A 12,439-nucleotide genomic window follows, 5' to 3' on the forward strand; every position below is an offset into this window, starting at 1 on the left:
TCATTCGTTCAATACCAATTGAATTTATGATACGACAAATTACTGCTTTGTGCAACGACACGGCATCATATGCCGTCCAATTGAGCTTTCAGCGCTTCAGCCGTAATATGGGAATGGGATGTATGCCAGACTGGCGCTCCTTCTTTCACAAGTATAACTTGCGGCGATTCGTGTTGGATGTTCAGAGTTTCGGCAGCCTGACTCGACACCGGTCGGTCCGCAATGACATCGATCCACACATAGTCGATCCGCTCGTTCGGCTGGTCCTCAAGGTAAGCTTGCACTTCCCTGAAGGCTCCGGCACTGATTGGGCATCTGGTACTATGTTTGAACAAAAGCAAGTGCTTCCGATCGGAAGATTCCAGCGTGCTGCGCAGCTCTTCTATAGTAGTCATTTTCGTCAACGTCGCCATAGGATATACATTCCCTTCATTGTATTGAAGTTCCTATCCTCTATCCTAACAAAAAGTGCGTGAAAAATCCAACAACCACGAAAATTTTCTGAAAATTATCTTGCATAATTGCTCGAATTTTCAGGAATAAGAGATTTTATGGTGCTTAATTGCTCGAGACGCCCCTCAATTTGTCTCATCCAGTCGCCGTCGGCCAGGCTCTGGGCATAACGAAATAGATCCAACAGCATATTAATGCGCTCGTCAAACACTTCCATGCAGCACGCCTGCCATTCTGGCGACGAATCATCATCGTATGTACGGAACACTTCACGAAGAACATATGCGGCTTCATTGACATCTGCGAACGAAACGCGTATTCGCTCGGTCTCATTGTTAATCGATGCGAGATAGCGAAGCAAATCCGGTTTAATAAGAGGCAGAAGCTCATACTTCTTGCAGGCCTGACAGGCATAAACAGGAACATCACATATCCGAGTTTTTCTTTCATGAATCAGCTTTCTTAATTCCAATTTCATACTTTGTCCGCAGTTGCAGGTTTTGAACAAAATGCCCACCCCAAATCCTATCACGTAATCTAAAACCAACAGTCCCATGTCACAAATCTGTCACCTGAATTAGTTCTATTCGACTATCATACCAGAGAATCCTGCAAATTTGTGATAATGCTTTATTTACCAGAAATGTTTTCAAATGTTCCTTCTTCGGACGCTTCCATGAAACTCCTCTCCATATTTGTTACAATGAATACAGTCTTAAAGGACCGAATGCGCAGCGTTACGGTTTTATCAAGATTTTTGAGAAAGGAGCTAGGCCAATTATGCGATTGACTGGAAAAAAGGTTATAGCGCTTGTAGATGAAGAATTCGAGGATTTGGAGCTATGGTATCCCGTTTACCGGGTCCGCGAGGAAGGGGCGGAAGTCCATCTCGCCGGGCTGGAAAAGGGTAAAACTTACACCGGTAAATATGGCGTACCGGCTCAGGCCGAGTATTCGTTTGAAGAGCTGAACAGCAAGGATTATGACGGAATACTCGTACCGGGCGGCTGGGCGCCGGACAAGCTGCGCCGATATGATAAAGTGCTTCAACTGGTGAAAGAAATGAACGAGGACCAGAAGCCGATCGGACAAATCTGCCATGCAGGATGGGTGCTGATCTCCGCCAAAATCCTGAACGGAGTTACCGTTACTTCCACGCCGGGAATCCGCGACGATATGGAAAACGCCGGTGCGATCTGGAAGGATGAGGCGGTCGTGACCGACGGACATATTATTTCCGCACGCCGGCCTCCGGATCTTCCGCCATACGGCAAAGCCTTCTGCGATGCGCTGGCGCAGCAAGGCAAATAATTGCTCCTTGCCCCCATATACACAGAAACAGCCGCCTTTGTCACCAGGGCTCCCTGGTGAGATAGGCGGCTGTTTTTTTATGCTCATATAGCTTGTCCTTTAAAAAAAGAAGCCTGGAAAAAGTCGATGATCCCTATCTTAACGGTTAAGACGCCGTGCTGTCCGTCCCGTTGGTTCCGTTCAGATAACTGCTCCGTTCGGCAAAAGCGCTAAGACGTTCTTCAACAGCGGAGCTGGTACGCAGCTTGAAGCAAGCCGCCGCTTCTCCTTTCGCTTCTGCCGCATTCGTATTCAAGATGCGGTGCTTCACGCGGAGCAGGGATTGCGGAGACATGCTCAAATCCTTAACGCCGAGCTCAAGCCAAAGCGGAATCGCTCTTTCGTCTCCGGCCAGTTCTCCGCACACGCTGACTGGAATCCCTGCCCCATGGGCAGCCTCCACCGTCGTCCGGAGCATGCGCAAAATGGCAGGATGAAACGGATGATACATATGCGCGATCTGCTCGTTCATCCGGTCCACGGCCAGAACATACTGAACCAGGTCATTGGTCCCGATGCTGAAGAAATCGGCCTCTTCTGCCAGCAAATCCGAGATCGTGACCGCTGCAGGCACCTCGATCATGATGCCGACCTTGATGTTCGGATCATAGGCGATGCCGCGTCGGTCCAAATCGGCCATGGCACGCCGCAGCACGGCATTGGCCTGCTTGACTTCTTCTACCGATGAAATCATCGGATACATGATTTTGACGTTGCCGTATGCGCTGGCTCTCAGAATCGCGGTAAGCTGGGTCTGGAACGGTTCGGTTCGGTCCAAGCTGATGCGGATGGCGCGGTACCCGAGGAAGGGGTTTTCTTCTTCCGGAAGCGCGAAATAATCCAGCTGCTTATCGCCGCCAATATCCAGCGTACGAATCACGACGGACGCCTGGCCTGCGTTCTCCGCAACCAGTTTATACACTTCGAACTGCTCTTCCTCCGTCGGGAAGTTGTGCCGGTCCATATACAAAAACTCCGTTCGGAACAATCCGACTCCCTGAGCGCCGTTCTTCAGCGCAATCTCCATTTCCTTAACGGAATTCATGTTCGCGGCCAGGTTAAAGTATGTTCCGTCCTTGGTTACCGCATCAACGGCTGCCAGGAGCTGCAGCTGCTCTTTCTTTTTCCGCTGCTGGTCCCGGATGCCTTCATACCGCTCCACGATGAGCGTGTCAGGCTCCAAATAGAGCAACCCCTCATCTCCGTCCACCACCAACTGCTGTCCGGTCTGGATCGGTTTATCCAGCTTGTTCTCGATCCCCGAAACGAGCGGTATGCCCAGCGCGCGGGCCATGATCGCCGAATGAGAGGTCTTGCCGCCGGTCATCGTCACGATACCAAGAACGTGGGAAGGGTTCAGGTGAACGAGCTGCGACGGGGAGAGCTCCTTCGCAACCAAAATGTAAGGCTGCGTATCGGCCGGGAGCTTCACTTCGGGAGCACCAAGAAGATGCTTCAGCAGCCGATTGCCGACATCCTTAATATCAAGCGCCCGCTCCTTCATATACTCGTCGTCCAGCAGATCGAACATGGATACGAAATGATCGATCGCCTCTTTTACCGCCACCTCGGCAGCCTTGTACTGGCGCTCGATGATCCCTTGAATTTCGTTCATGAACACGGGATCCTCCAGTATGGCCAGATGCGCATCAAAAATCTGCGACTCCTCGTGCCCCACCATTTCCTTGAATTCGTTCTTGATGTATTCAATTTCATTCTTGGAGGTTCGTATGCCTTCGTATAAGCGCTCGAACTCTTTGGCTAAATCGACAGCGTCCATTTCGGAATCCGGAAGATCCAGCTCCCAATGCGGCAGTACGAAAGCCTTACCGATAGCTACGCCTGTTGCTGCGCCAATGCCTTGTATCATGATTCTCTACCCCCAGCATTACTCTCATTTAATACGACGGACATGACAGATGACTGTCCTCTCTTCACGGTCTTGAACGGAGCATAGCTCCAGGATCTTACTTTATCGGGATTGGTGATTACCATTGGCGTGGCCAGCGATGCGGCATGTGTCTTTAAATACGCCAAATCGAACTTGACCAGCAGTTGCCCCGGTTCAACGGTATCCCCTTCGCTGACCACAGCCGTAAACGGTCCTTTCAGTTGGGAAGTGTCGATCCCGATATGAATCAATACCTCAAGCCCTTCCGGCGTTGAAATCCCGATGGCATGCATCGTCGGATACACGTGCATGACCGTGCCGTATACCGGTGATACAAGCTCTCCTTTTTCCGGTATGAAGGCGACGCCGTTGCCGACCAGCTTCGCGGCAAAAATATCATCCGGCACTTCGTCAATCGGAAGCATGCGTCCCTGTACGGGCGCGCTGAACAGAACGCGCGGCAAATCCTGCTGCATCAGCTTGTTTATCTCTTCGCGGATGAGCTCGGAATACGTCCCGAACACCACTTGCACGTTCCCTCCGCCCAGCTTGATAATGCCGGCTGAACCGAGCAATTTCAGTGCGTCAGAATCAATCTGACGATCATTGTATACGGTCAATCGCAGACGCGTCATGCAGGACTGCACCTGAACGATGTTGTCTTTGCCTCCAAGCGCCTCCAGAATGAGCGGCGCCTGATAGGGAATATCGCCTGCCCGGCCTTCCAGCGCCGAGCCCTCCTCGCGCCCCGGCGTGGGGATTTCGAAGGTGCGTATCGCCCAGCGGAACAGAAAATAGTAGACGATGCCGTACACGGCCCCGATCGGTATGATGATCCAGGCGTTCTGCGATAAATGGAAGTTGAGCACGTAATCGATGAATCCGGCCGAGTACGAAAAACCGTGATGGATGTCAAATGCATAGGTAAGGACCATCGCGAAACCGGCCATCAAGGCGTGGAGCACATACAGATATGGAGACGCAAATAAAAACGCGAACTCGATCTGCTCCGAAACCCCGGTCAAAAAACAGACAAGCGCGGACCGCATAAACGTCTTTTTCACTTTCGGCTTCAGATCTTCACGCGCTTCCTGGATAATGGCAAACGCGATCGCCGGCAGGGCAAACATCATGATCGGGAACAAACCGGCCATGAAGTCGCCGGCCGTGGGATCCCCCGCGAAGAACCGGGGCAGATCCCCCTGCACGACGGTACCATCCTCCGTCTCGTAGGAGCCCAGCTGAAACCAATACACATTGTTTAACAAATGATGCAGACCGAAGGCCGTGAGTACGCGGTACAAAATTCCGTACAGAAACAAACCGAAAGCTCCCATATGTACGGTCAGATCATAAAAAGCATCTAACCCGCGCTGCACAAGGGGTGCTGTCCCCAGCATGATCCAAGCGAATATCGTTGAGAACAATCCCATGAACAGCAGTACAAATCTGGAGCCTCCAAAAAACTGTATGGCTTCGGGAAGCTTAATATGTTTGAACCGGTTATACACGTAACCGGACATTACCCCAAATATAATGCCGATCAAGGTCGAGGGCTGAACGCTCCCGTCTCCCAGACGGGATATGACCTGATCATAGATGAACATGCCGGCAAGGGCGGCGAGTCCGGCGGGACCTCCCTGATTCGAGAGTCCCCATGCGACGCCAATGGCAAATAAATACGGCATGTAATAAAACACCCCGTGCCCCGCTGCCTGAGCGATTTCGCCCAAGGTTCCGAAGCCCCAAGCCGACCATGGCAAACTCCCCACGCTAAGCAGGAGAGCTGCCGCCGGAAGCGCCATAGTAGGGAGCATGACTGCTCTGCCCAGCTGTTGCAACGATCCCAACCAATTCAAGGCGAGCCCTCCTTTCTATCCTTGATGGTAAGCGCTGCGCCTGTTTTTGTCAAAAAGAATTAAGGGCAAATGCCCACAGCAAAAGCAAGCCCTGCAAACAGAACGGCGACAGAACCGGACCATGTCCAGTCTGCCACCGGCTGTTTTCTACGCAAGACTTGCCTATTCTTCCGAAATACGCTTTGAAGTTTAACGGCCGCCCAATGCGATGGAATCCTCGACCTTGATGCAGCGGTCCATAATCGCGATCATGCCGCTGCTTTCGGCGATGGCCGCCGCCTCCTCACTGATGATTCCCTGCTGCAGCCAGAGCACCTTCGCACCGATCTCGGCGGCTTCCCGTGCTACATCGGCGCAGTATTCGCTGCGCCGGAACACATTGACGATATGGATCGGCTCGGGAATGTCCTTCAGGGAAGGATAACTTTTCTCGCCGAGGATTTCGGTTGCACCAGGGTTTACCGGGATGATCCGGTATCCGCGTTGCTGCATCGCGGCAGAAACCATATGGGATGTGCGGTCCGGCCGATCGGACAGGCCAACGACAGCGATATTGCCCGCATTTCGTAAAATATCCGCGATTTCTTCGCGCGTAGGATTTTCAAATGCCATGGTTCATGACCACCTTTCCGTTCCTTATCGATGAGAATCTTGTCCTATTCCTCTATTTTACCCATTCTACATCGGCGCCAAGCGCCTTCATGTGATCAAAATATTGCGGGTACGACTTGGCTACATGGTGGGCGTCCTTGATCCGGATCGGCTGTCCTGCGCGCAGCCCGACCACCGTGAGGGCCATGATCACCCGGTGATCGTAATGGGCATTGATCTCAACCCCGCCTTCGACGCCGTCCGGACGGCCATGAACGATAATCTCGGCCTGGCGCTCCTCCACGTTGGCTCCTGCTTTACGCAGTTCGGTCAAATAATCCGTAATCCGGTCGCATTCCTTGTAACGGAGATTCTCCACGTTGTAGAACCGGGAGGTTCCTTCGGCAAACACGGCTGCCGCCACCATCGCGAGCACCGCGTCCGTCGCCGCGTCTCCGTCGAATTGGAGCGCCTTCAGGGTGCGGTTGCCCTGCACATGGACATTTCCGTTCTCATGCGTGAGCGGAACCTCCATCATTCGAAGAACGTCGATAATGGCGCGCTCGCCCTGCTTGCTGTCCTCCGACAGATTGCGGATCGTTACATCGGACTGCGTAACCGCGGCAGCCGCCAGCACGGCAGCAGACCCCGGATAATCGCCTTGAACCGTATAGGTCTTGGCTTCGTAGGATTGCCCTCCGGGAACCCGGAAGAACGTATAGTCGTCCGCTGCGTGAATCGTAATGCCGGCCTGCTCCAGCACTTCCAGGGTCTGACCGATCACGACCTTGGATTTCAGATCTCCGGTAACGGTGATCTCGCTGTCTTCGGCAAGCAATGGAGTCAAGAACAACAGGGCGCTTAAATACTGCGAGCTTACTTCGCCAGAAACGGTGAGCTTGCCGCCCTTCGGTTGGCCGCCGCGAATGGTGATGGGCAGCCTGCCATCGTTATGCTCCACTTCCACGCCCAATTGGCCAAGGGTCTCAATGAGATCGTCATGAGGACGCTTGCCCAGTGATTCCGGGTACGCATTGACGAAGGTAACCTCTTTAGACAATGCCGTTACGCCCATCAAGAAGCGCAGGACGGCACCGGCGTTGCCAACGTTCAGCTCCTTCACATCCCGCGGCGATTTGCCAAAGCCCGTAATCACGGCTTTTTCCTCGTCCTCCTCGATCACGGCTCCGAGATCCCGGATACAGCGTCTCATCGCGTCGCTATCCTCGCTGTGGGCAGGATAATAAATCGTGCTCGTTCCTTCCGCTAGGGCAGCCACAAGCAGGTAACGGGTGGTATAGTTTTTGGAGGACAGCGCTCCGATCTCCCCTTTTAATATAGGCGTAGGCCTGACGATAACATCCATCGTATGTATCTCTCCCTTGTATATAGTGTTGCGATTACCAGCATTACAATCTCCCTAGGATAAATTGACAGGGAAAGAACCGCTTGGTTATCATAGTTCATGTGAACCGGAAAATCAGATCGTTTGCGATCTTACTCATTTATGCTAAGAAAAGAGGTCTATATGATGAAACCGATCCCTCAAATGGAAACTTCGGAGCTTAGAAGCCGGCTTCAAAACGGCGAACAGGTGTACATGATTGATGTCCGCGAGGATGAAGAGGTTGCCGCCGGGATGATCAGCGGTGCCAAGCATATCCCGATGGGCGAGATTCCGAACCGCCTGGACGAAATTCCGCGCGACCAAGAGGTTGTCTTTATCTGCCGGAGCGGCGGACGCAGTCAACACGTATGCGAATTTCTCAATCACCAGGGCTTGAACAACGTGATCAACATGAAGGGCGGCATGCTGCAGTGGCATGACGATGAAGTATAGGCAAGCCGTAAAGAAGGTGCGGGATGAACATGATCCCCGCCTTTTTTTGCTTGTGCTTGAATCCTGCTCGCAAGCTCCCTTGTTTAAACCCTCAGGTCTTATCCATCTCCATGCCAAGCCGGGTCCGCTTATCATCTTAGCCGCGGTAATGCGTTAAAATGTCAGCCGCCACTTCATCCGCGGATCGGCCAACCGTATCCACCATCACGTCCGCAAACCGGTATTTGTCCTTTCGCTCATCGAGGATGCGCCGAACCCTCTCTTCCACATCGCCCGCAAGCAGCGGCCGGTTGGCATCGCCCCGTACGCGTTCCACGATGCTGGCCGCATCCGCTGTGAGGGCAACGACCCAGCCCCCGCGTTTCATTACGTCGCAATTGTCGGAACGAAGGACGGCTCCGCCGCCGGATGCCAGGACGATTCCATCCCGGAGCAAAACGCTGCGCAATGCAGCGGATTCAGCCTCGCGGAAATACGGCTCTCCCTCCGTTTCAAACATCTCGGAAATCGTTCTGCCTTCCATTCTCTCAATTTCCGCATCCAGATCTATCAAGTTGTAGCCGAGCGAGTCTGCCACGAGGCGCCCCACGGTTGACTTGCCCGTACCCATCATCCCGATCAGAATGATGTTTCTACCCAGCTTATCCAATTTCACACCCCATTCGCTGCTTCACTGTAAAGGTTGTTCATATCATACCACAGCCCCAAATCTTTCGACAATGGACCCGACTCTCTAAATTGTAATCCAATTGCCTCAAGCCAAGCCCCTATTTATGGAGTCTATCTTGTTCCCAAGCATCATACACTGTTACAAGAATGCAAGATTAGAAGAAAGGAATGAACCCATGGTGCCATTTCATCCAACCGGACTCTCTTCCTCGGCCAAGCGGATCCGCCGGATGCTCGATCCATCCTACCCGCTGTGCCGCGAGGACGTGATGTGGGTGCTTCATTTTGTCCAAAAAAAAGTGGCTCTGAAGGATCCTGCGCTGCAAGATCTTTCAAAGCCACGGTTGCTGCAAAATTTCAACAGTTATTGCGAAGCCGCGCTGCTCTTGCTCGGAAGCGGAAACCACTTTCACACAAAGAACGGCGACATCCGCACCTGCCTCTTAGAAGCCATGCACGGGCTTCCCGAGCTGGCGGAGGCTATCTCCCCTACTAAAGCCCGCACGTTTGAATCGATGCCCTCGATCCCTGAGGACGATATCCATACTGCTGCAAGAGAGCAGAATTAGTCCATCCGGGAAGAGTCGAATTCACGCTGCCGATAAAAGAGCAGGATTACTCCATCCAGTTGTAGTGGAAGGTTCCTTCTTTGTCAACGCGTTTAAAGGTGTGCGCTCCGAAGTAGTCGCGCTGAGCCTGCAGCAGGTTCGCTGGCAGGTTCGCCGTACGGTAGCTGTCGTAGTATGCAAGCGCGCTGGAGAATCCAGGCACCGGAATGCCCAAGGAAACCGCGGAAGCTACGACTTTACGCCATGCATCTTGATAGGATTCGATTATATCGGTAAAGAACGGATCCAGCAGCAGGTTCTTAAGCTCCGGATTGTTCTCATACGCATCGGTGATGTTCTGCAGGAAGCGGGAACGGATAATGCAGCCGCCGCGCCAGATTTTAGCGAGATTGCCGTATTGCAGGTTCCAGCCGTATTCATCGGACGCTACGCGAAGCTGTGCGAAGCCTTGAGCGTAGGATACGATCTTGCTCGCAAACAGCGCTTTGCGCACATTTTCGATGAACTCGGCTTTGTCGCCGTCAAATGCAGCCGTTTTTGGACCATTCAGGATTTTGCTTGCCGCAACGCGCTCTTCTTTCATCGCGGAGAGGAAACGGGAGAATACGGATTCGGTGATCATGGAAAGCGGCACGCCCAGATCCAGGGAGCTTTGGCTTGTCCATTTGCCCGTTCCTTTTTGACCCGCCGTATCCAGGATGACGTCAACCATCGGCTTGCCGGTTTCTTCGTCGTATTTGGAGAAAATGTCAGCCGTGATCTCGATCAGGTAGCTGTCGAGTTCGCCTTGGTTCCACTCCGTGAAGATTCCGTGAAGATCCTTCGCATCGAGGCCGAGTACGTCTTTCAGCAATTGATACGCTTCGCAAATGAGCTGCATATCGCCATATTCGATACCGTTGTGAACCATTTTTACATAATGGCCGGCACCGTCCGGTCCGATATATGTACAGCAAGGCTCTTCGTTAACCTTCGCGGAAATGGCTGTCAGAATAGGCTCAACCAGCTTATAGGCACTTTCCTGTCCGCCTGGCATGATCGATGGGCCTTTCAATGCGCCTTCTTCGCCGCCGGAAACGCCTGCACCGATAAAGTTAAAGCCTTTTTCAGCCAACTCTTTGCTGCGGCGCTGCGTATCAGGGAAATAAGCGTTACCGCCGTCGATGATGATATCGCCTTGGTCCAAATGAGGAATCAGCTGTTCAATCGTAGCGTCCGTAGCTTGTCCTGCCTGTACCATGATCAGGATTTTGCGAGGAGTTTCAAGGGAATCCACGAATTCTTCGATCGAGAACGTTCCCTTCACTTGCTTGCCTTCGGTTTCCTTCAGCATATCTTCCGTTTTTTGCGGAGAGCGGTTATATACGGAAACGGTGAAGCCTTTGCTTTCGATGTTCAGGGCCAGGTTTTTTCCCATTACAGCAAGGCCAATCACACCGATTTGTTGTTTTGACATCTGGTTCTCCATCCTTTGCTCCAATATATTTTTAAACAACCCATCCCTACGAGATGATTTGCAATAATCTTATATTAACGTTTTTCATTTGACAAGTGAACCCCTGTCACAAAATGAGAACACGCGCGAAAACACCCCTTCGGTTTCGGAGTGTTGTTCGTGCTTTACTCTTGCATCGTTCGATGAAGTGAATTACCACTCCAGCCTCATCAGCTCTAAGGAAAGCTCGCGGAGTCTTTGCTTGCAGGCTGCGATTTTGTCCTGATTCCCCTCTTGAAGGGCGGCATGGAGCTTCTCAAGCTCATCATCGGTTTCCAGCCTGGACAGAAGGAGCCGCTGTTCCCCCTCATCCGATTCGAACAACCGCACCATTTCCTGCTCCGTCATCGGCGTCCCCTTCTGAAACAGCACACGCTGCCGGTAACCGGATATTTCCACCAGCCTTATAACCTCGCCAAACAGAATATTCTCGATCAATATCTGCCGGTCCTTGAAACGTTTGACGACAGCGTGGCCACGGGTATTCTCGATCAATTTCTCCATCCATTCCGCAAGCTTGGGATCGCGGATCATATAATCGCCTACCAGCTTAAAACCGCTTCCTGTCCGTTGAAACCGCAGCTTTACCAGCTTGCGTCCGGTTCGGATCGAAATGACAAACTGCGTTTCATTCTCGCTCCAGTAAAGCGAATATCCTTCCTGGATCAATTCCTTGATTAGGTCCTGGATATGCCGGCGATCAAACCGGAGCTCCAGGTTGCAATACTCCACTTCCTCGCTCTTATTCACGGCACTCCCTCCTCCGGTTTACTACCGATCTGAAAAACGACGGTGAAGATTTCCCCCATGGCTGCTTTTGATGTTGTCTTATCTATATCTTATACTCCATCTTATGTAACGGTAACTTGGTTTATTGACTATTTTTAACCCGCATGAAAATACGGTGAAACTTTCCTGGGCCATGCCTGACGTCCACTCGGCTTATGGTATAATGGGTTATCCAAAAGCGGAGTTTAGTAAGTGTTCATCATAAACAACAGGGAGGCCATCACATTCATGACGGTTACCGGATTTAAAGATCAGGATTTCGACGTATTCTCCGTTCCAGGGCTCGAAGCCCGTATGGAGGTTCTCATTGAACGGGTAAGACCCAAGCTTGAGACGCTGGGGGCCGAGCTTGCCCCCTATGTGTCCGCGCTGGCCGGGGAAGAGATGTTTGTGCATGTGGCCAAGCATGCAAGACGAACCGTTAATCCCCCGATTGACACCTGGGTCGCATGGGCTGCCAGCAAACGGGGCTACAAAGCGCTGCCTCATTTTGAGGTGGGTATGTTCGGAACCCATCTGTTTGTTATCTTCGCGATTATTTACGAAAGCCCCAACAAAACCGTATTTGCCGGCAACCTGGAAGCCAAGCTCAAGAAAACAGCGAAGGCGCTGCCTAAACATTTCTATTGGTCCATGGATCATATGAATCCGGCAGGCACCCCTCACCAGGATATGAGCGAGGAGGATTTCGTTCGCCTCATTGAGAAGCTGAAACAGGTGAAAAAAGCCGAGGTCATGTGCGGACTGCGCATTCCGCGCGAGGAAGCCGTCAAGCTTGAAGGGGACGAGCTGGTGCAAAAAGTGCAGGAGACGTTTGAGACGCTGCTGCCGCTTTATAAAATGGCGTTTTAAACTGGCGTGAGATATTTGCGAAAATGGGCTGCGGATGCAGCTCTTTTTTTAAGATTATAGAATTTATAAATTTTCAGCGAA

The 12,439-nt window shown here is 52.1% G+C and carries 13 protein-coding genes; 4 read left to right on the top strand and 9 right to left on the bottom strand.

What is annotated here, in order from left to right; all coding sequences use genetic code 11:
• Nucleotides 1-65: 65 nt before the first annotated feature.
• A complete protein-coding gene (gene ytxJ, locus JNUCC32_RS15780) occupies nucleotides 66-413 on the bottom strand; it encodes a bacillithiol system redox-active protein YtxJ (protein ID WP_192569178.1) in 348 nt (115 codons plus the stop codon).
• Between the two features lie 95 nt (nucleotides 414-508).
• Nucleotides 509-1,009 carry a hypothetical protein gene (locus JNUCC32_RS15785; RefSeq protein ID WP_192569179.1) on the bottom strand — a complete coding sequence of 167 codons (501 nt, stop codon included), beginning with the start codon at nucleotides 1,007-1,009 and terminating at the stop codon, nucleotides 509-511.
• 224 nt (nucleotides 1,010-1,233) lie between these two features.
• On the opposite strand from JNUCC32_RS15785, the gene JNUCC32_RS15790 reads away from it, so the two are divergent.
• Nucleotides 1,234-1,764, top strand: coding sequence for a type 1 glutamine amidotransferase domain-containing protein (locus JNUCC32_RS15790; RefSeq protein ID WP_192569180.1), 531 nt, complete (start codon nucleotides 1,234-1,236; stop codon nucleotides 1,762-1,764).
• A gap of 145 nt (nucleotides 1,765-1,909) precedes the next feature.
• Here JNUCC32_RS15790 and ptsP read toward each other — a convergent pair whose 3' ends face one another.
• The 4 genes from ptsP to aroA all read right to left on the bottom strand — a co-directional run bounded on the left by ptsP (nucleotide 1,910) and on the right by aroA (nucleotide 7,510).
• Nucleotides 1,910-3,673 (bottom strand): phosphoenolpyruvate--protein phosphotransferase, encoded by a 1,764-nt coding sequence (ptsP, locus tag JNUCC32_RS15795; RefSeq protein WP_192569181.1) that lies wholly within the window; start codon nucleotides 3,671-3,673, stop codon nucleotides 1,910-1,912.
• The gene (locus JNUCC32_RS15800; protein ID WP_036665939.1) at nucleotides 3,670-5,553 is read right to left on the bottom strand and encodes a glucose PTS transporter subunit IIA; all 1,884 of its coding nucleotides are present in this window, start codon (nucleotides 5,551-5,553) and stop codon (nucleotides 3,670-3,672) included. Before JNUCC32_RS15800 ends, ptsP begins: the two co-directional genes overlap by 4 nt.
• A gap of 189 nt (nucleotides 5,554-5,742) precedes the next feature.
• Nucleotides 5,743-6,165 carry a CoA-binding protein gene (locus JNUCC32_RS15805; protein WP_096773123.1) on the bottom strand — a complete coding sequence of 141 codons (423 nt, stop codon included), beginning with the start codon at nucleotides 6,163-6,165 and terminating at the stop codon, nucleotides 5,743-5,745.
• A 52-nt stretch (nucleotides 6,166-6,217) separates the two neighbouring features.
• The gene (gene aroA, locus JNUCC32_RS15810; protein WP_096773122.1) at nucleotides 6,218-7,510 is read right to left on the bottom strand and encodes a 3-phosphoshikimate 1-carboxyvinyltransferase; all 1,293 of its coding nucleotides are present in this window, start codon (nucleotides 7,508-7,510) and stop codon (nucleotides 6,218-6,220) included.
• A gap of 165 nt (nucleotides 7,511-7,675) precedes the next feature.
• Between aroA and JNUCC32_RS15815 the strand changes: the two genes are divergently transcribed.
• Complete coding sequence (locus tag JNUCC32_RS15815; RefSeq protein WP_175320732.1) at nucleotides 7,676-7,984, top strand: rhodanese-like domain-containing protein; 309 nt, start codon at nucleotides 7,676-7,678, stop codon at nucleotides 7,982-7,984.
• Between the two features lie 136 nt (nucleotides 7,985-8,120).
• On the opposite strand, the gene JNUCC32_RS15820 is transcribed toward JNUCC32_RS15815, so the two are convergent.
• The gene (locus JNUCC32_RS15820) at nucleotides 8,121-8,639 is read right to left on the bottom strand and encodes a shikimate kinase (protein ID WP_015734304.1); all 519 of its coding nucleotides are present in this window, start codon (nucleotides 8,637-8,639) and stop codon (nucleotides 8,121-8,123) included.
• Nucleotides 8,640-8,829: 190 nt separating this feature from the next.
• Here JNUCC32_RS15820 and JNUCC32_RS15825 point away from each other — a divergent pair, with 190 nt between their 5' ends.
• A complete protein-coding gene (locus JNUCC32_RS15825) occupies nucleotides 8,830-9,222 on the top strand; it encodes a hypothetical protein (RefSeq protein ID WP_192569182.1) in 393 nt (130 codons plus the stop codon).
• Between the two features lie 46 nt (nucleotides 9,223-9,268).
• Here the strand turns inward: JNUCC32_RS15825 and gndA are convergent, their stop codons facing one another.
• Both gndA and JNUCC32_RS15835 read right to left on the bottom strand, forming a co-directional pair.
• On the bottom strand, nucleotides 9,269-10,678 hold the full coding sequence (gene gndA, locus JNUCC32_RS15830; RefSeq protein WP_175320731.1) for an NADP-dependent phosphogluconate dehydrogenase: 1,410 nt from the start codon (nucleotides 10,676-10,678) through the stop codon (nucleotides 9,269-9,271).
• 192 nt (nucleotides 10,679-10,870) lie between these two features.
• On the bottom strand, nucleotides 10,871-11,467 hold the full coding sequence (locus JNUCC32_RS15835; RefSeq protein ID WP_015734302.1) for a hypothetical protein: 597 nt from the start codon (nucleotides 11,465-11,467) through the stop codon (nucleotides 10,871-10,873).
• 267 nt (nucleotides 11,468-11,734) lie between these two features.
• Here JNUCC32_RS15835 and JNUCC32_RS15840 point away from each other — a divergent pair, with 267 nt between their 5' ends.
• Nucleotides 11,735-12,358 carry a DUF1054 domain-containing protein gene (locus JNUCC32_RS15840; RefSeq protein WP_096773120.1) on the top strand — a complete coding sequence of 208 codons (624 nt, stop codon included), beginning with the start codon at nucleotides 11,735-11,737 and terminating at the stop codon, nucleotides 12,356-12,358.
• The last annotated feature ends 81 nt before the right edge of the window (nucleotides 12,359-12,439 follow it).

This window comes from Paenibacillus sp. JNUCC32 (assembly GCF_014863545.1).
Classification (GTDB): Bacteria; Bacillota; Bacilli; order Paenibacillales; family Paenibacillaceae; genus Paenibacillus_AQ; species Paenibacillus_AQ lautus_A.